Annotated in this window: 17 protein-coding genes; 10 read left to right on the forward strand and 7 right to left on the reverse strand. The window is 71.6% G+C overall.

Annotated features, from left to right (window positions below):
* Positions 1-483: 483 nt before the first annotated feature.
* From ACGFNK_RS45190 to ACGFNK_RS45200, 3 genes are all read left to right on the forward strand, one after another.
* A complete protein-coding gene (locus tag ACGFNK_RS45190; RefSeq protein ID WP_393427086.1) occupies positions 484-1,437 on the forward strand; it encodes a hypothetical protein in 954 nt (317 codons plus the stop codon).
* An 86-nt stretch (positions 1,438-1,523) separates the two neighbouring features.
* Positions 1,524-2,759, forward strand: a complete 1,236-nt coding sequence (locus tag ACGFNK_RS45195; protein WP_393427088.1) for an aminotransferase class I/II-fold pyridoxal phosphate-dependent enzyme — start codon at positions 1,524-1,526, stop codon at positions 2,757-2,759.
* Entirely contained in the window at positions 2,756-3,889 is a 1,134-nt protein-coding gene (locus tag ACGFNK_RS45200) for an MBL fold metallo-hydrolase (RefSeq protein WP_393427091.1), read from the forward strand. The genes ACGFNK_RS45195 and ACGFNK_RS45200 overlap by 4 nt, the downstream gene beginning before the upstream one ends.
* A 335-nt stretch (positions 3,890-4,224) precedes the next feature.
* On the opposite strand, the gene ACGFNK_RS45205 is transcribed toward ACGFNK_RS45200, so the two are convergent.
* Together ACGFNK_RS45205 and ACGFNK_RS45210 are read right to left on the reverse strand one after the other, a co-directional pair.
* Positions 4,225-4,839 carry a DedA family protein gene (locus tag ACGFNK_RS45205; protein WP_393427094.1) on the reverse strand — a complete coding sequence of 205 codons (615 nt, stop codon included), beginning with the start codon at positions 4,837-4,839 and terminating at the stop codon, positions 4,225-4,227.
* Positions 4,836-5,609, reverse strand: coding sequence for an MBL fold metallo-hydrolase (locus ACGFNK_RS45210; RefSeq protein WP_393427097.1), 774 nt, complete (start codon positions 5,607-5,609; stop codon positions 4,836-4,838). The genes ACGFNK_RS45205 and ACGFNK_RS45210 overlap by 4 nt, the downstream gene beginning before the upstream one ends.
* A gap of 84 nt (positions 5,610-5,693) precedes the next feature.
* Here ACGFNK_RS45210 and ACGFNK_RS45215 point away from each other — a divergent pair, with 84 nt between their 5' ends.
* The 5 genes from ACGFNK_RS45215 (at position 5,694) to ACGFNK_RS45235 (ending at position 11,522) form a co-directional block, all read left to right on the forward strand.
* A complete protein-coding gene (locus ACGFNK_RS45215; protein ID WP_388680579.1) occupies positions 5,694-6,119 on the forward strand; it encodes a hypothetical protein in 426 nt (141 codons plus the stop codon).
* Positions 6,120-6,231: 112 nt separating this feature from the next.
* Positions 6,232-8,361 carry a phage holin family protein gene (locus tag ACGFNK_RS45220; protein ID WP_393427100.1) on the forward strand — a complete coding sequence of 710 codons (2,130 nt, stop codon included), beginning with the start codon at positions 6,232-6,234 and terminating at the stop codon, positions 8,359-8,361.
* A gap of 171 nt (positions 8,362-8,532) precedes the next feature.
* A complete protein-coding gene (locus ACGFNK_RS45225) occupies positions 8,533-8,958 on the forward strand; it encodes an OsmC family protein (RefSeq protein ID WP_386341383.1) in 426 nt (141 codons plus the stop codon).
* Between the two features lie 212 nt (positions 8,959-9,170).
* Positions 9,171-11,060, forward strand: coding sequence for a molecular chaperone DnaK (dnaK, locus tag ACGFNK_RS45230; protein WP_393427105.1), 1,890 nt, complete (start codon positions 9,171-9,173; stop codon positions 11,058-11,060).
* Between the two features lie 69 nt (positions 11,061-11,129).
* Positions 11,130-11,522, forward strand: a complete 393-nt coding sequence (locus ACGFNK_RS45235; RefSeq protein ID WP_393427108.1) for an SgcJ/EcaC family oxidoreductase — start codon at positions 11,130-11,132, stop codon at positions 11,520-11,522.
* Between the two features lie 63 nt (positions 11,523-11,585).
* Here the strand turns inward: ACGFNK_RS45235 and ACGFNK_RS45240 are convergent, their stop codons facing one another.
* From ACGFNK_RS45240 to ACGFNK_RS45250, 3 genes are all read right to left on the reverse strand, one after another.
* Positions 11,586-13,142, reverse strand: a complete 1,557-nt coding sequence (locus tag ACGFNK_RS45240; RefSeq protein WP_393427111.1) for an MFS transporter — start codon at positions 13,140-13,142, stop codon at positions 11,586-11,588.
* A 189-nt stretch (positions 13,143-13,331) separates the two neighbouring features.
* Positions 13,332-13,928 (reverse strand): NAD(P)H oxidoreductase, encoded by a 597-nt coding sequence (locus ACGFNK_RS45245; protein ID WP_393427114.1) that lies wholly within the window; start codon positions 13,926-13,928, stop codon positions 13,332-13,334.
* Between the two features lie 98 nt (positions 13,929-14,026).
* Complete coding sequence (locus ACGFNK_RS45250) at positions 14,027-14,776, reverse strand: SDR family oxidoreductase (RefSeq protein WP_393427117.1); 750 nt, start codon at positions 14,774-14,776, stop codon at positions 14,027-14,029.
* A 127-nt stretch (positions 14,777-14,903) separates the two neighbouring features.
* On the opposite strand from ACGFNK_RS45250, the gene ACGFNK_RS45255 reads away from it, so the two are divergent.
* Positions 14,904-18,128: a BTAD domain-containing putative transcriptional regulator gene (locus ACGFNK_RS45255; RefSeq protein WP_393427119.1), complete on the forward strand. Its 3,225-nt coding sequence runs from the start codon at positions 14,904-14,906 to the stop codon at positions 18,126-18,128.
* On the opposite strand, the gene ACGFNK_RS45260 is transcribed toward ACGFNK_RS45255, so the two are convergent.
* Positions 18,100-18,963, reverse strand: a complete 864-nt coding sequence (locus ACGFNK_RS45260) for a helix-turn-helix domain-containing protein (protein ID WP_393427122.1) — start codon at positions 18,961-18,963, stop codon at positions 18,100-18,102. The two genes, ACGFNK_RS45255 and ACGFNK_RS45260, sit on opposite strands and share 29 nt — an antisense overlap.
* A gap of 237 nt (positions 18,964-19,200) precedes the next feature.
* Here ACGFNK_RS45260 and ACGFNK_RS45265 point away from each other — a divergent pair, with 237 nt between their 5' ends.
* Positions 19,201-19,620, forward strand: a complete 420-nt coding sequence (locus ACGFNK_RS45265; RefSeq protein WP_393427125.1) for a hypothetical protein — start codon at positions 19,201-19,203, stop codon at positions 19,618-19,620.
* Positions 19,621-19,850: 230 nt separating this feature from the next.
* Here ACGFNK_RS45265 and ACGFNK_RS45270 read toward each other — a convergent pair whose 3' ends face one another.
* On the reverse strand, positions 19,851-20,726 hold the full coding sequence (locus ACGFNK_RS45270; RefSeq protein WP_393427128.1) for a helix-turn-helix domain-containing protein: 876 nt from the start codon (positions 20,724-20,726) through the stop codon (positions 19,851-19,853).
* Positions 20,727-20,774 lie beyond the last annotated feature (48 nt).

A 20,774-nucleotide genomic window follows, 5' to 3' on the forward strand; every position in this document is an offset into this window, starting at 1 on the left:
GCCTGAGACAGAACCTACGCGACGGGCATACGACGCACCGGCCCACGTCCCCTCCCGCCGGTGGGAGGCTGCGGGTAGTTGGGGGTACGGGCTTTTTCTGGGCGCCGGGAGCCGCAGGCTTTTGCTTTTTTAGGGGCGCGGGGAACTGCGCGACCAGCCACGACGAACCCGCAGCCGCGACACGACGTGTCACCCCACCCCCTGGCGGGGGCCTGGGGCGCAGCCCCAGTTTCGGGAAGGGGCGGGACTGGGGACAGAAACCCCCCGCCCCAGCCCACCCGCACTCGCCCACGGCCAGCGGCGCCCAACCGCGCCGCACGCCGTCACCCGCTCGGACGCCCCCGTGGCACGAATGGTGCCCGGCCGCGCGCGCCCCGGCGACGGCCGGGCTCTGATGGGCTAGGGGCACGAAGGCTGTGCCCCTCCTCCGCCGCCCTCGGGGGCGCGGTAGGCCCCCGCCTTCGGCCGAAGGAGCCCCAGTCCATGCGCCGTACAGCCCGCGTTCTGTCCACCGCAGTCGCCGCCACCGCCGTCGTCGCCGTCGGCCTGGGCACCGCCGCGTCGGCCGCGGTTCCGGTCGAGGAACGGGCCAGGGTTCCGGGCCAGGAGCGGGCCACTGGCCCGGCCGACGAGTCGGCGGACGTTCCCGCCGACGAGTCGGCCACAGGTCCGGCCTGGGTTCCGGAGGAGGAGCCGACGGATGCGCCGCCGATTCCCGATGAAGAGTCGTCCGACGAGTTGGCGGAGGAGTCGGCCGACCTGTGGGCCGATGAATCGGGCGGTGCGCCGGCGGAGGATCTGGCCGGGCAGCCGACCGAGGATTCGGCCGGTGCGTCGCCCGGGACGTCGGCCGACGAGTGGGCCGGGACGTCGGCCGAGGAGTGGGCCGGGACGTCACCCGGGATGTCGGCCGGAGCCTCGGCAACGCACCCGGTCGCCGAGGTCACCCCCCACACCGTCGCCCCCGGCGGCACCGTCACCGTCTCCGTGTCCTGCGGCGTGCTCGGCGGGACCGCGCCCAAGAGCATCGACGCGCACTCGCAGGCCTTCGAGCACGGCACCGCCAAGCTGCACCTGGTCGAGGGCAAGGGCAAGGGCAAGGGCAAGGACGGGGCGGCGGGTCCCGCGTACAGCGGCACCGCCCGGATCGCGTCTGCCGCGAACTTCGAGAAGGGCGGATCCCACAAGGCCGGCACCTCCGAGTGGACCGTCGACGGCGCCTGCCCGGCGCCGCCCGGCGGCAAGGAGGCAGAGTGGAGTGCGACGTTCACGGTAGCGAGAGACGGCTCCCACCACCCGCACGGGGTGCGCGCGGGCGAGGGCGGCGCGTTCACCGACTCCCCGGCCGCCCTCGCCGCCGGCGGCATCCTCATTACGGGCGCACTCGGCGCCGCCGTACACAAGCTGCTGCGCAGGGAGTCATCCGCGAACCGCTGAGTTGATGACGCGTGACGGGTGGGTACTCACTGCTCAGAGACACAACCGGCACCGTAGGAACCACGGATCACTGCGCGGAGGCGACCATGCGGCGGACGGATCCGGAAGGGCACGGCCCCGTCCGTTACGGCCCACCGCTTCCCGGCCAGGGGCTGCCGGTCCCACCGGGACTCACCGCCGCCGCGGCCGGTGCGCACACCGAACCCACCGGTGGCGGCCCCCGGCTCCTGGACGCGGCCTGCGCGTACTGGGAGCGGCGCGGGCTGCCCGCAGAGCGCCACCGCACGGCCGCGGCCCCCGGCGCCCCGGCCCTGCTCCTCGCGCTGACCGCCGCACTCGGCGGCGACGTCCTGGTGCCGCGCCCCTGCGCCACCTGGTGGCGGCCCACGGCCCGGCTGCTCGGCACCTCCGTGTTCCAGGTGGCGACATCCGCCGAGTGCGGCGGCGTCCCCGATCCCTACGCCCTCCTCGAAACCGTGCGCCGGGTGCGCGCCGAGGGCGGCGACCCACGGCTGCTGGTGCTCTCCGTCGCCGACGACCCCACCGCCACCGTCGCCCCGCCCGAAGTGGTCCACGAGACCGTGGAGGCCGCCGCGGGTGAGGGACTGCACCTGATCAGCGACGAGACCTGGCGAGACACCCTGCACCAGCCGCACGACACGGTCCTGCTGAGCCCCGCCGAGATGCTTCCCGACCAGGTCACCGTGATGACCGACCTGGCCGGCCCGTTCCTGCCGCCCGGCTGGCCGGCCGCCCTGGCCCGTTTCCCCGACACCGCCCTCGGCGTCCGGCTGCGTGACCGTGTCCTCGACGTCCTGACCGCGCTCGGCGCCCGCCTCGCGACACCGGTCGCCGAAGCCGCCGCGTACGCACTCGGCGAACCCGAGGAGATCAGCCTGCGGCTCACCGCGTCCGTACGGCTGCATGCCCGCGTGGCCGCCGCCGCGCACCATGCCGTGGTGACGGGGGGCGCCCTTGCCCGGCCCCCGCAGGCAGGCCGCCATCTGTACGCGGACCTGGGCCCGCTGCGCCCCGCGCTCACCGAGTACGGCGTGGGCGACGCGCAGGAACTGGAGGACTTCCTCACTGCCCGCCTCGGCATGCCCGCTCCTGGCGGCCACCGCTTCGGCGACGACCTCGGCGCCCTGCGCGTCCGTCTGGCCACCGGCCCGCTCCTCGGAGCAACGGACGAGGAGCGGATGGCGTCTCTCACGTCACCGGAACCTCTGGAATTGCCGCATGTGGAAAGCGCGTTGACTCTGCTGGGATCGGTATTCGACGATCTCCGCGACGACGCCCGGCGATGGGAGTCCCCTCGATGACGCAGCAGTCCGAGTCGACCTCGACGACCACCACGTCCACGTCCGCCTCCTCGTCCACGGGTGCCGATGAGCCGGTGTCCTCCTCCGTGCCCGCCGCCGGAACGGAAACGCCACTCGCCCCGCCCCGCCCGCTCGGCGAGCGCCGCCGCTGGCCGCGGTCCTTCGCCGACCGGCTGACGGATCCGCTGCCGGGCCTCAGGGGCTTCGCACGCTTCGCCCGCGAGGGCGCTCTGCGGCCGACCCCCGAAGGCCTCGCCGACATCCCCCGGCTGCCGTACGAGCCTGCCCCGCTGCCGCGCGTGGACGCACAGACCGTCGCCGTTTCCTGGGCCGGGCACGCGAGCTGGGTGATCCGGATCGGCGGCCTCACCGTCCTCACCGACCCGGTCTGGTCACGCAGGATCCTCGGAACTCCCGCCCGGGTCACGCCCGTTGGCGTGCCCTGGAGCGAACTGCCGCGCGTTGACGCGGTCGTCATCAGCCACAACCATTACGACCACCTGGACGCCCCGACCCTGCGCAGGCTCCCGCGTGACACCCCCGTCTTCGTCCCGGCCGCGCTCGGCGGCTGGTTCAGGCGCCGCCGCTTCACCCGTGTCACCGAGCTCGACTGGTGGGAAGCGGCTGAACTGCATCCGAGGGGCGGCGCCGCAGGCGCCTCGGTCGAGGGTGGCGGGAGACGGGCGGGCGGAGTCCGCTTCGACTTCGTCCCCGCCCACCACTGGTCCAAGCGCAGCCTCCACGACACCTGCCGCACCCTGTGGGGAGGCTGGATCCTCACGGCACCCGACGGCAGACGCGTCTACTTCGCGGGCGACACGGGCTACGGCCACTGGTTCACCCGCATCGGCGACCGCTACCCCGGCATCGACCTGGCGCTCCTGCCGATCGGCGCCTACGAGCCCCGCTGGTGGCTCAGCGACGTCCACTGCGACCCGGAGGAGGCGGTCCGGGCGGCCCAGGACCTCGGGGCCAGGCGGATGGCACCGATGCACTGGGCCACGTTCGTACTGTCGGCGGAGCCGGTGCTCGAACCGCTGACACGGGTCCGTGCGGCCTGGGAGCAGGCGGGCCTGGCCCGCGAGGACCTGTGGGACCTGCCGGTGGGGGGCTCCCAGATCCTGACTTGAATCCTCCCCCAGCTGAAGCAGGGGATTCCTGGCTTACGCTGCCTGCGGGTCAGCGACCCGACAGGTCTTCCACGATCAACACCAGCCGGGTTGAAACCAGCCCGGGTTCGTACAGCAAAGCTTGGAGGCGCATGTGCTGTCTTGGCTCTCGATCAGCACGGCGTACGCGCTTGGTTCTCGCAACGCACGGCAGTCAGCTTACCCGGCCCGGAAAGCAAACCCCCGTTCCCTGCCCTGCCCTGCAGGAGTCTGATTCCTCCCGGCCTGATACCGGGGCATCCCCGGAGGAATCAGGTGAACAGACGGCACGTGAACTGAGCGTTCAGGCCACGGACTTACGCCACGGACTTACGAAACCTGCGCCACACACTCGGCGCCCCACTGATCACCAGCGTGAGCACCACCGCGGCCACCACACCCTGCCAGGGCTCCTTGAACAGCGAGCCCCCCAGTATCCCGATGAGCTGATACGTCACCGCCCACGCGAGGCAGGCCGGCGCATCCCCCCGTACGAACTGCCGCATCGGCATCCGGGCCATCAGACACGCCAGCATCACCGGAATCCGCCCCGCGGGAACCAGCCGCGACACCACCAGCACGGTCACCCCATGCGCATCGAGCCGCTCCTGTGCCTGCGCGAGCCGGTCCTCGGGGGCGCGGTCACGCAGTGCCTGCAACCACCGCGAACCGTTCTTCGAGCCCATTCCGCGCTTCCCGAGCCAGTACAGCGCGATGTCACCGAGGAAGGCCGCGACCGACGCCACCGCGAAAACCATCAGCAGCGAGAACGGCGCCGTCTGATGGAAGGCCACCACCGCGGCCGAGCTCACCAGAGCGCCCGTGGGCACCACCGGCACCAGCGCCCCGATCAGCACCAGCAGGAACAACGACGGATAGCCGACCGCCTGCTGGGTCGCCTCCGGCGACGTGGCCGCCGCGGACAGGATCACCGTGCGACCTCCGGCCGTACGCTCTCGCCGTGCCCCAGTAGATGCACCGCCACCTCGGGCGCCCTCTCGCGCGCCAGGCGCATGAACTCCGGGCCCGGCGCATGGAATTCATGGGGGCGCACGGCGTCCATGCCGATCGGCCAGTACGTGCCGTAGTGCACCGGCACCGCGCTGCCCGGCAACAGCCGGACCAGCGCCTCGGCGGCCCGTCCGGCGTCCAGGTGCCCCTCGCCGAGATACGGCCCCCAGCCGCCGACCGGCAGCAGCGCCACGTCGACGGGACCGACCTCCTCGGCCATCGCCTCGAACAGGCCGGTGTCCCCGGCGAAGTACGTCCGCCCCTCGCCCTCGACGACATAGCCGAGGGCGGGCGCACGATGCGGCCCGAGCGGCAGCCGCCGCCCGTCGTGCCGCGCCGGCACGGCCCGTACGACCAGGTCACCGACCCGCGTCACATCGCCCGGCGCGACCTCCGTGAGCCGTAGATGGCCGAGCCTGCGCAGCCCGGGCACAGCTCGTGCGGCGCCCCTCGGCACCAGCACCCGGGTGCCCGCGGCGAGCCGTCCCAGCGAGGGAACGTGCAGATGATCGGCGTGCAGATGCGATACCAGGGCCGCGTCCGCGAGCGCCGCCTCGGGCGGGGGCGCAGCCCCGCGGCGCCGGCGCAGATGAGCGAGCCGACGCGCGAACAACGGATCGGTCAGCAGGCGCACGCCCGAGTCCTCGACCGTGCAGGTCGCGTGACCCCACCAGGTGATCTCCACCGGCACCCCCTTTGCTCCCTTCGCGCGACTCCCCCAGAGCCTACGGGCAGGGGTAGGGTCATCGGCGAAACCGGAGGTGAGGGGGACACCATGGGAGACACGCGCAGCGCCTCCGGCCTGCTTCGCGTCACGGCCATCGCCAGTCTGACGCCGCTCGAGGAACTGGACGCGGATCCCTTCCTGGTCGACTCGCGCAGCCAGCACGCCATGTGCGCGCGCTGGGCCGCCGAGCACGGGTACGTCATCACCCGGGAACTCCTCGTACGCGGACTGCGCCCCGACCACGGCGCGCTCTGGGAGGACGTCGAGGCGGGGCGCGTCGATCTGTTCGTCGCGCCCAGCCGCCGGGTGCTGGAGCGGGCGCTCGCCTCGGTCGACGAGTTCACCGCCGAGTGCGCCCGGCGAGGCGTACGCATCGAGACGGCCGGGCACGCGGAACCGGCGTACGACGCGCAGATGAAGGCGCACGTCCATCGTCGGCTGTCGATGCCGACGGCGGGGTACGACGGGCGCTGATCCGCGGGCGTTCACTCCCTGTCCGCAACCGCCCGTGCGCCCTCACCCGTTGTGACAATGTGGGGGACGGACTTCGTCAGCGGGAGCCGGTGGGAGACAGCGGGAGGCGGGCGTGGGCGACAGGCGATGGCAGCGGGTGGGCAGCGCCGTCTTGCGGAGTATCGCGGTGTGGGCCGTCTCCACCGTCACCATGCTGGTGCTCGCCGGGATCCTGCCGGACTTCCGGATCCAGTCGGCCGACGGAGAGAGCGCCACCCGTATCACCGTCGCCGCCGCGGTCGGCGCCGGAGGCTTCGGTCTCCTCTCGGCCCTGGTGTGGCCCCTTCTCGTCCGCGCTCTGCTTCTCGTGCCCGCCCTGGTCCTCGGACTGCTCGTCTTCTTCCTCAACGGCTCGCTGCTCCTCGTCGTCCTGCGCTTCAATCCGTCGGGACGGGGTGAGGTCGCCCCGGAGACCGCCGTCGTGGTCGCCGCGGTGATGTCCGCAGTCGCCTCCGCCACCGGCGCGGCCCTCGCGGTCCGGGACGACGACGCGTACCGGAGGAGGCTGTACCGCTTGGCGGATCGCCGTCGCACGGAGGAGTTGGGAGAGGGCGGGCCGTCGACTCCCGGCACCGTCTTCCTCCAGCTCGACGGCGTGGGACACGACGTACTGCTGGACGCGGTGGGGCGGGGTCTGATGCCCACGGTCGCCGTCTGGCTCGGCGGGAGCGCAGGCGAGGGCGAGTGCGGGGGCGACAGTGAGCACGACGGCGAGCGTGGAGCCGGGCGCCCCACCCACCGCCTCACCCTCTGGCGCACCGACTGGTCCAGCCAGACCGGTGCCAGCCAGCTCGGCATCCTGCACGGCTCCAACCACGACATCCCCGCCTTCCGCTGGTACGAGAAGGAGAGCGGGGAGGTGATGGTCTGCAACCGGCCCACCAGCGCCGCCGAGCTCCAGCGCCGGGCCATCGAGCGCACCGGCGACGGCGGACTGCTCACCCTGGACGGCGCCAGCCGCGGCAACCTCTTCAGCGGCGGCGCCGACCAGCTCGCCCTGGTGCTGTCCGTGGCGGCGCGGCGGGGCAAGGAGAACCGTTCGCGGGCGGGCTACTTCGCGTACTTCAGCGACCCCGCCAACGCCGTCCGTACCGCCATGTCGTTCGTCGCCGACGTCGGCCGCGAGATCGGCGAGTCCGCCCGCGCCCGCCTCAGAAGGCAGCGCCCCCGCGTCAAACGCGGCGGCCTGTACCCCTTCATCCGCGCCTTCGCGACCGTCGTCGAGCGGGACGTCGTCGTCGCCGCCGTGATCGGCGACATGCTCGCCGGACGGGCCGCGGTCTACGCGGACCTGGTGGCGTACGACGAAGTGGCCCACCACTCGGGCCCGTACAGCCGCGACGCCGAGAAGGTCCTGGGCCGCCTCGACCGCTCGCTGGCCCTGATCGCGAAGGTCGCCGAGCATGCCCCGCGCGCGTACCGCATCGTCGTGCTGTCCGACCACGGCCAGAGCCCCGGCGAGACGTTCCGCGCACGCTACGGACTGGCCCTCGGCGAACTCGTCAGGGCCGGCTGCGGACTGCCCGTGCCGCGCAAGGCGCAGCGTACGCACAGCGGCGCCGAGGCCCGGGCTGCAGTACGGGCCGCGCTGCACCGGCCCGTCGAAGAGGGCGGCGAACAGCACCGGCCGTCCGGCCGCCGCTCGGAACCCATCGTGCTGGCGTCCGGCAACCTGGGCCTGGTGTCCTTTCCGGACGTACCGCACCGGATGAGTCGCGAGGAGATCGACGAGCGCCACCCGGCGCTGCTGTCCACACTCGCCAACCATCCCGGCATCGGCTTCGTCCTGGTCAGGAGCGAGCGGCACGGCGGCATCGTCCTCGGCGCGCACGGCGCGGAGATCCCCGTGGACGAACTGGCGGAGAACCCGGGCCCGCTCACCGACTTCGGCCCCGTCGCGGCCACCGCCGTACGCCGCACGCACTCCTTCCCGCACGCCGCCGACATCATGGTCAACTCCGCCTACGAGCCCCAGGACGGCGAAGTCCTCGCCTTCGAGGAGCAGATCGGCTCCCACGGCGGACTCGGCGGCGCGCAGGGCGAGGCGTTCCTGATGTCACCCATCGAGCTCTCGCCTCCCGTCGAGGAGGGGGCGGAACTCGTCGGCGCCGAGCAGGTGCACCGCGTCCTGCGGAGCTGGCTGCGGGAGGCCGCGGGCCCGCAGGTTCCGCTGCCGGTCCGCAGAGACCAGCGGGCGGCCTGACGGGAGTTGGGCCGGTCTTGCCGGGTGCTTCCCTGCCGTTCAACCACTCTTGTCCCGGTCCTGCGACTGCACCGAGCGCGGATGTGATCGGATGGGCCGGACGGAACCGATTCAGGGACCCATCGAACTCGTTGAACTCATCGAGCTTCGAACTCGTCGAAAGGAACCATCGTGGCAACCACGCGTACCGCACACACCGTCTGGGAGGGCGAACTGCTCAAGGGCAGCGGCACCGTCACCTTCGACTCCTCCGGCATCGGTTCGCAGCCGGTGTCGTGGCCGTCGCGGGCCGAGGCCGCGAACGGAAAGACCAGCCCGGAGGAGCTGATCGCCGCCGCCCACTCCAGCTGCTTCTCCATGGCTCTGTCGCACGGCCTGAACGGCGCCGGCACCCCGCCCACCCGCCTGGAGACGAAGGCCGACGTGACCTTCCAGCCCGGCGAGGGCATCACCGGCATCCACCTCACCGTGCGGGGCGAGGTGCCGGGCCTGGACGCGGACGGCTTCGCCGCGGCGGCCGAGGACGCCAAGAAGAACTGCCCGGTGAGCCAGGCCCTCACCGGCACCACGATCACGCTGACGGCCGAGCTGGCCTGACCGCCTGCCCGATCCTCGTACGCACTCTGTACGCACGTTCGTAAGCACTCAGCACGCACCTCGATGCCGCGCCTCCCGCTGGGCGCGGCATCGTCGTTTCGGGGCACTGCTCCAGGTGCGGCGTACGCGTTTCCGGGGTACCTGGTGTTGACAAGAGCGCACTCAAGTTTTGTGCTGGAGGGCGGGAAGCGCCCGGGTGGAAGGGGACGAAGATGGCACGAGCGGTCGGGATCGATCTCGGTACCACGAACTCCGTGGTGGCCGTCCTGGAGGGCGGTGAGCCCACGGTCGTCGCCAACGCCGAGGGCGCGCGGACGACGCCGTCCGTCGTGGCCTTCGCCAAGAACGGGGAGGTCCTCGTCGGGGAGGTCGCCAAGCGGCAGGCCGTGACGAACGTCGAGCGCACCGCGCGCTCCGTGAAGCGGCACATGGGCGACGCGAGCTGGCGCTTCCCGGAGAAGGGAGACATCGACGGGACCCGCTACCGCGCGCAGGAGTTGTCGGCCCGTGTGCTGCAGAAGCTGAAGCGGGACGCCGAGGCATATCTCGGCGAGGACGTCACGGACGCCGTGATCACGGTGCCCGCCTATTTCGACGACGCACAGCGGCAGGCCACCAAGGAGGCCGGCGAGATCGCGGGCCTGAAGGTGCTGCGGATCATCAACGAGCCGACAGCCGCGGCCCTCGCGTACGGGCTCGACCGCGGCGAGGAGCAGACGGTTCTCGTCTTCGACCTGGGCGGCGGCACCTTCGACGTCTCGCTCCTGGAGATCGGCGAGGGCGTCATCGAGGTCAAGGCCACCAACGGCGACACCCATCTCGGCGGCGACGACTGGGACCAGCGGATCGTCGACCATCTCATCAAGCGTTTCAAGGGTTCGTACGGCATCGACCTCGGCAACGACAAGATGGCGATCCAGCGGCTGCGCGAGGGTGCCGAGAAAGCCAAGATCGAGCTGTCCTCCTCCACCGAGACGACCATCAACCTGCCCTACATCACCGCCTCCGCCGAAGGCCCGCTGCACCTCGACGAGAAGCTGACGCGCGCCCAGTTCCAGGAAATGACAAGCGACCTCCTCGACCGCTGCAAGACACCCTTCGACCAGGCGGTCAAGGACGCGGGCATCAAGCTCTCCGCCGTCGACCACGTCATCCTCGTCGGCGGCTCCACCCGGATGCCCGCGGTGACGGAACTCGTGAAGGAACTCACCGGCAAGGACCCGCACAAGGGCGTCAACCCCGACGAGGTGGTGGCCCTCGGCGCCGCCCTCCAGGCGGGCGTCATCCGCGGCGACGTGAAGGACGTCCTGCTCCTCGACGTCACCCCGCTGTCCCTGGGCATCGAGACCAAGGGCGGCATCATGACGAAGCTGATCGAACGCAACACCACGATTCCCACCCGGCGTTCGGAGATCTTCACCACCGCCACGGACAACCAGCCCTCGGTCGGCATCCAGGTCTTCCAGGGTGAGCGCGAGATCGCCGCCTACAACAAGAAGCTCGGCGTCTTCGACCTCACGGGTCTGCCGCCCGCGCCGCGCGGGGTGCCGCAGATCGAGGTCGCCTTCGACATCGACGCCAACGGAATCATGCACGTCTCGGCGAAGGATCTCGCGACGGGTCGCGAGCAGAAGATGACGGTGACCGGCGGCTCGGCCCTCCCCAAGGACGACATCGACCGCATGATGCGCGAGGCGGAACAGTACGCCGACGAGGACCGCAGGCGCCGCGAAGCCGCCGAGACCCGCAACCAGGCCGAGCAACTCGTCTACCAGACCGAGCGTTTCCTCCGCGACAACGAGGAACGGATCCCCGCCGACACCAAGTCGGAGGTGGAGTCAGCGATCAACGAACTCAAGACCCTCCTGGAGGACCGCGAGGGCGCCGACACGGCCGCACTACGCTCCGGTGTCGAGAAACTGGCCTCGGTCAGCCAGAAAATGGGCCAGGCCATGTACGCCCAGGCCCAGCAGGGCCCCTCGGACGCACAGCCCGGCACCGACCGGCCGTCCCCGGAGGGCTCGGCCGCCTCGGAGGAGGAGGGTGTAGTGGACGCGGAGATCGTCGACGACGAGAAGGACACGAAGGGCGGCGCCGCCTAGGACGTGTTCGGCGATCTCGCGGCTGCGGTGCTTGACCTCAAGCTAACTTGAGGTCACAGAGTGATGTCCATGAACACCGAAACCGCAGACATCAAGGCCATCGAAGAGGTCGTGGCCACCGTGGAGCGCGCCCAGCGTGCCAACGACGTCGAGGAATTCCTCGCGCTCTTCCACCCCGACGCCCTCTGGACGACCGCCCACGGCATGGTCCTCATCGGCTTCGACGCGATCGCCGAGTTCACCCGCGCCGTGCTGCCCGCCGCGAGCTGGGACGGCGAGGTCACATACGAGGCGGTGCATACGCAGTTTCTGCGGCCCGACGTGGCGGCCGTCAAGGTCCGGCAGGTCTACCACTCGGCAGAGGGCGATTCGGAGGGCGCCCCGCTGTACGTCATGACCAAGCAGGATGACGGGCGCTGGCTGCTGCACGCCTGCCAGAACACCGAAGTGCGGGTCGAGTAGGGCCTGTCCGGCGGATCATGCCGGGACATGGGGACGGGCATGATCCGCCGGACAAGCACTCCGTCAGACGGTCAGGGCCCGTGCCTGGTCCTGGAGTTGGTCGTCGCCACGGAGCGCCGGCTCCTCCTCCGGGGCCGCTGCGGGTATCGGCGGAATGTGGCGCAGCAGCGTCATCACCAGTGCCGCCGTCACCAGCGCGAAGGCCGCGCTCACCGTCGCCGCGGTCTGAAGTCCCGACGTGAACGCATCCCGGGCGACGGCGGCCAGTTCCGTACCGTTCGGCAGGCGCTCGGCCGCCACCAGCGCCGCGCCCAGCGTGTCCCGCGCCGCCGGCGGAGCGTCCGACGGGATGCCGCCGCGGTAGACCGCGACCGCTACGCTGCCGGTGACCGCGATGCCCAGGGCCAGGCCCAGGTCGTACGCCGTCTGACCGGTCGCCGCCGCTGCTCCCGCCTTCTCCGGCGGGGCGGAGCCGACCGCCAGGACCGTACCGAGCACACTGATCGGGGCCACGCCGAACATGATCACTGCGAGCGCGGTCGACGTGGGTACGACACCGGTCGTCACCACCATCGCCCCGTAACCGGCCAGCGAGACCAGCAGGCCGCCGAAAAGTACGTACGCCGGGCGGACGCGCCGCGCCAGTACCGGCGTCAGTTGCGAACCGGCCACCAGCCCCGCGGCGCCCGGCAGCAACCACAGCCCCGCCTCCAGCGGCGACTGTCCCGCCACCGTCTGGAGGTACTGCGGAACCAGGTACTCGACGCCGTTCAGTGCCGTCATGCCCAGCAGCAGAGTGAGCAGCGCGCCCGTGAAGGCCCGGTGGCGGAACAGGCGCAGGTCAAGGAACGGGGTCTCCAGCCGGTTCTGACGGCGGACGAAGACGATCCCGAAGACCAGTCCGGCGGCGAACGCTACGGCCGCCGACGCGTTCGGGCCGTGCTCGGCCACGCCCTTGATGCCGTACACCAGTGGCAGCACCGCCAGCAGGAAGAACAGCACGCTCGTCAGGTCCAGCCGACCGGCGGCCGGATCGCGGTACTCGGGCAGCAGCATCGGGGCGACCACCAGCACCGGCACCATGACCGGCACACCGATCAGGAACGCCGAGCCCCACCACCAGTTGTCCAGCAGGACACCGCCGACGATCGGCCCGACGGCCAGGCCCGCGGAGAGGGCGGTCACCCACATGGCGATCGCCGTGGCGCGCTGGCGTGGGTCGGCGAACATGTGGCTGATCAGCGAGAGCGTGGACGGCAGAACGGCCGCCCCCGCCACGCCGAGCAGCGCACGGGCCGTGATCAGGGTCTCGGGGTTGGGGGCGTACGCGGCGACGAGCGAGGCCGCGACGAAACCGGCCGAGCCGGCCGTCAGCAGCTTGCGGCGGCCGATGCGGTCACCGAGCGTGCCCATGATCACGAGCATGCCGGCGGTCAGGAAACCGTAGATGTCGGTGATCCACAGTACTTCGGCGCTGCTGGGCCGCAGGTCGGCGGTCAGATACGGCGTGGCCAGCCACAGCACGCCGAGGTCGGCGGTCATCAGGGCCACGGGAAGAAGTAGTACGGCGAGGCCGAGCCATTGGCGCGCACCCGCCCGGGAGGGGGTCTGAGAAGTCATGGGAAGACTGTCCGGTGCGGTGCTTCGGGTCCGGCTCGGACGGTGTTGCGGTGCTGTTGCGACGGTGCCCGGGAGCGGCGGCGAGCCGCGGAGAGGGAGCGACGGTGGTACGGAAACGGCCGCGGCCACCCCGGTGGCCCAAGGCCGGCCGGGGTGGCCGCGGTGGTGCTCTCGTCAGTTCTGCTCTTGTCAGTTCCGTGTGTCCAGGGCCGCGTCCGCGGCCGAAAGGATCTTCCGTACCCGGTCCGGGCGCGACGCCTGCGGGACGCCCGAGAGTTCCGTGTCGAACACGAGGTGGACGGTCGAGTCGGGGATGCCGCAGTACTGCGAGATTCCAAGGCGTAGCTGGACGTCCATAGCGGTGTCGAGGCCGGCCTTCTCATAATCCTGCGCGGAACCGCCCGCCAGGCCCAGCCACAGCATCCGCTTGCCCGCGAGGCGCGGCTTGCTGCGGCCGTACGCGAAGCCGTAGTTCCACACCCGGTCGATCCAGCCCTTGAGGATGGCGGGCAGCCCGAACCACCACACCGGGAAGACGACGACGATGTCGTCGGCGGCCGAGATGCGCTCCATATGAGCATGGACCTCGGGCGAGTACCGCTTCTCACGGTCCGCCCAGTCCGGTTCGTCGACCGGAGCCAGGCGTGGGTCGAACTCCTCGGCGTACAGGTCGAGTACGTCGACGGTACCGCCACCGTCCTTGATACGGGCGTGCAGGCGGGCGGCCGCCTGGCCGGTCAGCGAGTCGGCGCGTGGGTGGGCGACGACGAGGAGGGTGTGGGGCATGGCGGAGTTCTCCTTGGGTTCGGGTGTCGGCCTCCGATGCAGGCCTGGGCTGTCGGCCTCGGGTGTCGGCCTCGGCTGTCGGCGTCGGACCGGCGGGATCAGACGCCGAGGCCGGAGCCGCCGCTGGCGTCGATGTTCTGGCCGGTGACCCAGCGGCCGTCGTCGGAGGCGAGGAAGGCGACGACGTCGGCGACGTCGTCCGGCCGGCCGACCCGGTTGAAGACGGAGAACGCGGCGGCGTGTGCCTTGGCGTCGGGATCCGCCATCCACGGGTGGATATCGGTCTCGATCGTGCCGGGGGAGACGGCGTTGACCGTGATGCCGCGCGAGCCCAGGGTCTGGGCGAGCGTGAGAGTCAGCACCTCCACCGCGCCCTTGGCGGCGGCGTAGGAAGTCATCCCGGGGAAGGCGACCTTGGTGACGCCGGAGGAGATGTTGACGATGCGGCCGCCGTCGCGCAGCCGGTCCAGGCCCTTCTGAATGATGAAGAAGGGCGCCTTGGCGTTGACCGCGAAGACCTTGTCGTAGTCGGCCTCGGAGACCTCGTGGATCAGGCCCGGGCCCGCGATGCCCGCGTTGTTCACCAGGATGTCGACGCCGTCGGCGTGCTCGTCGAACGCCTTCCACAGGGTGTCGGCGTCGCCGGGAACTCCCAGTTCGGTACGGAAGGAGAAGGCGCTGCCGCTCGCGGCCTCGATCGTGGCCACCGTCTCCTTCGCCGCCGTCTCGTTGGTGGCGTAGTGCACGGCGACACGGGCGCCTTCCTCGGCCAGCCGCAGGGCAATGGCCCGGCCGATGCCGCGGCTGCCGCCGGTGACCAGTGCCGTCTTGCCGGTCAGTCGTCCCATGGTGTTTTCCTCCGTCTGCTTCGGATTTCGGTTGAGAGGACTGTGCGGCCCGGCACTTCGAATCCGGCTCGGGTGGTGTTACGGATCTGTTCGGATGCGTCCCGGCGGCCGGGTTACCGTGGGTGACATGCGATTCGGGGTGCTGGGGGAGACGGCCGTCTGGACGGATGACGGGCAGCCCGTCCGAGTCCCCGAACTCAAGGTGCGCGCCCTGCTCGCCTCCCTGCTCATCGATCCGGGCCGGCCCGTCGCCGCACACCGGCTGATCGACGACCTGTGGGGTGACGAGCCGCCCGGCAACCCGACGCGGGCCCTCCAGGCGAAGGTCTCCCAGCTGCGGCGCGTCCTCGAGGAGGCCGAGCCCGGCGGGCGTGGACTCGTCGCGTCCCGCGCGCCCGGCTACCAACTCGTCGTTGCCGACGGGACGTTGGACGCCCACCGGTTCGCCGAGCTCGCCGCGCGGGCCAGGACGGCGCCGGACGCCCGCGCCAGGGCCGGGCTGCTGACCGACGCGCTGGCACTGTGGCGGGGGCCCGCGTTCGCCGACTTCGCGGACGAGGCGTTCACGCGGGCGGCCGTGAACCGGCTGGAGGAGGACCGGCTCGCCGTACTCGAAGAGCATGCCGAGGCGCGGCTGGACGCGGGCGAACACGCGCACCTGATCGGAGAGTTGGCCGGTCTCGTGGAACGGCATCCGCTGCGGGAGCGGCTGCGTGCCGTGCACATGCGAGCGCTGTACCGGGCAGGGAGGCAGAGCGAGGCGCTCGCCCAGTACGAGGACCTTCGTACCCGGCTTGCCGACGAACTCGGCCTTGATCCGAGCCCGGAGCTCGTGGAGCTGCACGGGGCGCTGTTACGGCAGGAGGCCGGCGCAAGTGCCCCGCCCGCGCCTGCCCGTGGCAACATCCTCACCCCGATCAGCGCGCTCGTCGGCCGGGAGGACGCCATCGCCGGCGTACGCGAACTCCTCGCCGGGCGACGGCTCGTCACCCTGACCGGGCCCGGCGGCGTCGGCAAGACCCGGCTCGCCGTGGCCGTCGCCGAGCAGCTGAAGGGCACTTTCCCGGACGGCGAGTGGCTCGTCGAACTCGCCGGCGCCGGGGCGGGCAGCGGCCTGGCCGAGGTCGTCGCCGCCGCGATGGGGTTGCGCGACGACGGGGTCTGGGGCGTACGGCCCGAGGGCGGAGCAGTCCTGGGTGCCGCCGAGCGGCTCGCCGACGTGCTGCGCGGCAGGCGGATGCTGCTCGTTCTCGACAACTGCGAGCACGTCGTGGACGAAGCCGCCGCACTGGTCGAACTGCTGCTGCGCACCGCGCCCGGGCTCGTCGTCCTGACCACGAGCCAGGAGGCGCTGGCGCTCGCCGGGGAGACGCTGTGGGCCGTGCCGCCACTGGATACCGAGGGCGCGGTCGAGCTGTTCGCGGTGCGGGCGGCGGCCGCCGCACCCGGCTTCGTACTCGACGACGACAACCGCGGTGTGGTGGAGGGGATCTGCCGTCGGCTGGACGGCATCCCGCTGGCCCTGGAACTGGCCGCCACACGGGTGCGGGCGCTCGGGGTGCACCGGCTGCTGGACCGGCTCGACGACCGGTTCCGTCTGCTGGGCGCCGGACAGCGTGGCGTCCCCGCACGGCAGCAGACCCTGCGCGCGATGATCGACTGGAGCTGGGAACTGCTGAGCGAGCCGGAGCGGGTGGTGCTGCGGCGGCTCGCCGTGCACGCCGAGGGCTGCACGCCGGAGGCCGCCGAGGAAGTGTGCGGGGGCGACGGGGTGGACGGGGCCGATGTGCTCGGTCTGCTGGTGCGGCTGGTCGACCGGTCGCTGGTCGTCGTCGCGGGCGACCGGTACCGGCTCCTGGAGTCGGTGGCGGCGTACTGCGTCGAGCGGCTGCGGGAGGCCGGTGAACTCGCGACGGTACGGAAACGGCACCTCGCGTACTGCACGGGGCTCGTGGAGACCGCCGAGCCGCAGCTGCGCGGGCACGGCCAGCGCGAGTGGCTGACCAGGCTGGACGCAGAGAGTGCGAACCTGCGCTGGGCGCTGGAGGGAGCGGTTGAGCGTGCTGACGCCGCGCACGCGCTGCGGCTCGTGGACGCCCTCGCCTGGTACTGGGTCCTGCGTGGGCGGCTCGGCGAGGCGCGCCGCTCGGTGAGGTCCGCGCTCGAACTGGCAGGCGGCGAAACGGCGTTGCGCGCGCGAGCGCAGGTCTGGCAGGTCGGCATCACCATCCTGGGCGGTGACGGCGAGGACCGGGCCGAGCGCATCGAGGCTGCGCTCAAGGAGTACGGGGAGGTGGGCGACGCCGCCGGGGTCGCGTGGGCGCGGTGGTTCCTGGCGCACGCACTGTGCGGCACGGGCGACCTGTCCGAGGGCGAGGTGCTCACGGGTCGGGCGCTGGAGGGATTCCGGGAACTCGGCGACCGGTGGGGCGAGGCGGCGGCACTCGCCGACCGGTCGGTGCAGCGGCTGCTGGCCGGCGATCTGGCGGGTGCGGAGGGGGACGCGGCGCGGAGCGTGGAGCTGTTCGGCGCGGTCGGCGACGCCTGCGGGCAGTTGTGGTCCGTGTACCCGCGGGCGGCGGTCGCCGAAATCCACGGCGACTACGCGCGGGCGGCCGGGCTGCAGCGGGACGCGCTGGAGACGGTGCGGGAGTTCGGACTCTCCACCCAAGCGGCCGACCTGCTGTCGGGATTGGGGCGGACCGCGCTGCTGACCGGTGACTTCGACGGGGCTCGGGAGTACCACGAGCGCGCCCGGCGCGCCGCTGCCGAAATCGGCTTCCGCGCGGGCGAGATCAACGCCGAGCTGGGGCTGGGGCTCGGCGCGCGGCGCGAGGGCCTGCTGGACGAGGCGGAGACGCATCTGCGGGCGGTGCTGGCGTGGCACCGGGACGTCGGACTGGACGGCGCCAACGCGCTGCTCCTGGCCGAACTCGGGTTCATCGCCGAACTGCGGGGTGATGCGGGAAAGGCGCGGACGCTGCACGAGGAGGGATACGCGACGGCACGCTTGACGGGCGACCCACGGGCGATCGCCCTCGCCATGGAGGGCCTGGCCGCTGCCTTTGCCCTCTCGGGCGCGGGGGAATCGGCGGCCCTGCTGCTCGGTGCCGCCGCCACCACCCGCGCCGCTACCGGCGCCCCCCTCCCCCCGGCGGAAGGAGGCGACGTGAACCGCGCGACGGCACGGGCGCGGGAGGTACTGAAGGAGGGGGCCTTCGAGGCCGCGTTCAGACGCGGCGAGGGGATGGTTCCGGAGGATGCGGTGGCGGCGGCAGTGCCGGGCGGGGGCGCCGGGCGGGGGATCAGCCCTCCCAGAAGCCTCAGAAGTCGTCCCGACGCTTCTCGATGAGCTGCTTCGTCCGCTGAGCGGTGGCCGCCCGCGCCGTCATGTGGTCGAGCACCTCGAGGTGCGCGGCAACCTCCCGACGCGAGTCGAGATACAGCGCGCCGGTCAGATACTCGCTGTAGACCATGTCCGGCAGCTCCGGTTCAGCGAAGCGGAACAGCGTGAAGGGCGCATACGTCCCCGGATGCGGCCCATGCGCGAACTCCGCGATCTGCAAGGTGATGTGATCGTTCTCGGCGACAACCAGAAGCCGCTCCAGTTGCTCCCGCATCACCTCACCCCGCATGCACACCGGCCGCAGCAAGACCGTTTCGTCCATGATCACCCACAGCCGGGGCGGATGCTCGCGCGTCAACAGCTTCTGCCGCTCCAGCCGCAACGACACATGCCGCTCGATCTCGGCGGGCCGGGTCTGCCCCACCGTGCCCGCCTCCAGGACGGCACGTGCGTACTCCTCTGTCTGCAGCAGTCCGGGCACGAAGTGCGGCTCGTACGACCGGATCAGCGAGGCCGCGCCCTCAAGGCTCACATGCAGGCTGAACCAGTCCGGCAGAACGTCGTGGAAACGCTGCCACCAGCCGGGCTGGTTCGCCTCCTCGGCCAGTGCGACGAACGCCGCGATCTCGTCGTCGGGCACGCCGTATGTCGACAGCAGCACCTGTGCGTACGGGATCTTCAGCGCGACCTCGGCCATCTCCATCCGCCGTACGGTCGCTGCCGTGACACGCAGAATCTGGGCCGCCTCGTCCCGCCGCAGCCCGCATTCCTCGCGCAGTTCCTGAAGTCTTCTTCCCAGCACCACCTGACCCACAGTCGGCGCCGGACGCCGTTCACTCACGCCACGCCTCCCCACGCGCCGAGCAACGAACGAAGTCTGCCACGTCGGCGGGAAACCATCACGGGATCGGGTGTCCGTTCATTACCTCGCGCGTAATCGACCACCGCCCACAGGCCCGGCATGGTGGTCATACCGGCTCCCGGGCCGGCGCACTCCGGCCCGGGAGCCGGGTCCACCGGCCCGACCGGACCCTGCCCCACCCCACCCCATCCCGACCTCGACGGAGGCTGATCCGCCATGTCCGCAACCCAGCTCGCCGCCCTGGCCCGCACCCCCGAGCCGCACACCATGCTGCGCCGCTTCCTGGCATTCGACGCGGCGGGGACCGGCGCGAACGGCATCGCCTACCTCGTCGCGTCCGGCCCAATGGGACGGCTGCTCGGCATCGACTCCGGCCTGCTGCTCACACTCGGTGTGCTCCTCACGGCGTACGCGGCGGGCGTCGGCCTCCTGGCCGCGCGCCCGCAGCCGCCGACCCTCCCGGTCCGGGCGGTGATCGAGATCAACCTCGCCTGGACTGCCCTGAGTTTCATCGCACTCGCCGTGTGGCTGTCGCCGACCACCGCGGGCGCGGTGTACATACCGGTACAGGCGCTGGTCGTGGCGGGGTTCGCGGGCTTGCAGTACGGGGCGCTGCGGGCGGCCGGAAGCCGCTGATGAGCAGACGGCGCTGAGCCGGCGTCAGAACCCGATCAACCGAGGGCGCTTGATCCCGGGCCGGCTGGCCGGGCCGTCGTCAGCGCCCCTTTGGCCTGGACTGTTTCCAGAAGACCCACTGGGCCGACCGGGACATCGACCCGATCCACCCTGACGTGGAAGACCGGGCGGAGCTGTTGGCGGACGCCTGGAAGGAACTGCGCGCCTAATTCAGCGGCAGTGAGGCTCCGTCAGGACATCAGCGACTGCAGGTACTTGCCCGTCCCCGGGTCGGCCGGGAGCAGCGTCTCGATGGCCAGCTCGGCGACCGTCACGTCCATGGGGGTGTTGAACGTCGAGATGGACGAGATGAAGGACAGCACGCGCCCGTCGTGTTCGATCTGCATCGGCAGCGCGAAGGCAAACGGCTCCCCAGGCCCCTCTCCGCACTCCGGGGAGGGGTCTGCCTCCGGGGAGGGGTGCGGATATGACGCCACCTCCTCGTACAGCGCACGCAGCGCATCCGAGCGGCGCAGGGCGATGTCCCGTTCCATCTGGGCGAGCAGATGGCCGCGCCACTCACGAAGATTGCGGATCCTCGGTGCCAGGCCCTCCGGGTGCAGCGTCAGCCGTAGCGCGTTCAGCGGAGGGACGAGCAGGTGCTCGGGGAGGCCGTCGAACAGCATCGCGATGCCCCGGTTGGCGGCGACCACGTTGTACGTGGCGTCCACGACGAACGCCGGGTAGGGCTCGTACCCCTGGATCAGCCGCTCCAGGCCCTCCCGCAGCGCGTCCATGGCCGGGTCGTCCAGCGGCGTCTCCGGATAGTGGGGTGCGTAACCGGCCGCCAGGAGAAGGGAGTTGCGCTCCCGTACGGGGACGTCCAGGTGCTCGGCGAGGCGCAGCACCATCTCCTCGCTCGGGCGGGAGCGGCCCGTCTCGATGAAGCTGATGTGCCGCGCCGACGATCCGGCACGCAGCGCCAGCTCCAGCTGACTCACCCGGCGCTGCTCGCGCCAGCCGCGCAACAGCGGCCCGATCCCACGGTCGGCAGAGGCAGAGGCAGAGGCAGAGGCAGAGGCAGAGGCAGAGGCAGAGGCAGAGGAAGTGGTCGGGGCAGTGGCCATACGACGACCGTAGTCGAGGCCCGGCCTCAGGCGGCCACCGGAGTGACG

Origin of the sequence: Streptomyces sp. NPDC048825 (assembly GCF_043198355.1) — a bacterium.
Classification (GTDB): domain Bacteria; phylum Actinomycetota; class Actinomycetes; order Streptomycetales; family Streptomycetaceae; genus Streptomyces; species Streptomyces xiangluensis.

Bases quoted from the DNA above. Each gene is read 5' to 3' on its own strand.
- dnaK (WP_393427105.1), top strand. From the start codon at position 9,171: ATGGCACGAGCGGTCGGGATCGATCTCGGTACCACGAACTCCGTGGTG.
- ACGFNK_RS45270 (WP_393427128.1), bottom strand. From the start codon at position 20,726: ATGGCCACTGCCCCGACCACTTCCTCTGCCTCTGCCTCTGCCTCTGCC.
- ACGFNK_RS45195 (WP_393427088.1), top strand. From the start codon at position 1,524: ATGCGGCGGACGGATCCGGAAGGGCACGGCCCCGTCCGTTACGGCCCA.
- ACGFNK_RS45250 (WP_393427117.1), bottom strand. From the start codon at position 14,776: ATGGGACGACTGACCGGCAAGACGGCACTGGTCACCGGCGGCAGCCGC.
- ACGFNK_RS45265 (WP_393427125.1), top strand. From the start codon at position 19,201: ATGTCCGCAACCCAGCTCGCCGCCCTGGCCCGCACCCCCGAGCCGCAC.
- ACGFNK_RS45235 (WP_393427108.1), top strand. From the start codon at position 11,130: ATGAACACCGAAACCGCAGACATCAAGGCCATCGAAGAGGTCGTGGCC.
- ACGFNK_RS45190 (WP_393427086.1), top strand. From the start codon at position 484: ATGCGCCGTACAGCCCGCGTTCTGTCCACCGCAGTCGCCGCCACCGCC.
- ACGFNK_RS45240 (WP_393427111.1), bottom strand. From the start codon at position 13,142: ATGACTTCTCAGACCCCCTCCCGGGCGGGTGCGCGCCAATGGCTCGGC.
- ACGFNK_RS45200 (WP_393427091.1), top strand. From the start codon at position 2,756: ATGACGCAGCAGTCCGAGTCGACCTCGACGACCACCACGTCCACGTCC.
- ACGFNK_RS45245 (WP_393427114.1), bottom strand. From the start codon at position 13,928: ATGCCCCACACCCTCCTCGTCGTCGCCCACCCACGCGCCGACTCGCTG.
- ACGFNK_RS45255 (WP_393427119.1), top strand. From the start codon at position 14,904: ATGCGATTCGGGGTGCTGGGGGAGACGGCCGTCTGGACGGATGACGGG.
- ACGFNK_RS45215 (WP_388680579.1), top strand. From the start codon at position 5,694: ATGGGAGACACGCGCAGCGCCTCCGGCCTGCTTCGCGTCACGGCCATC.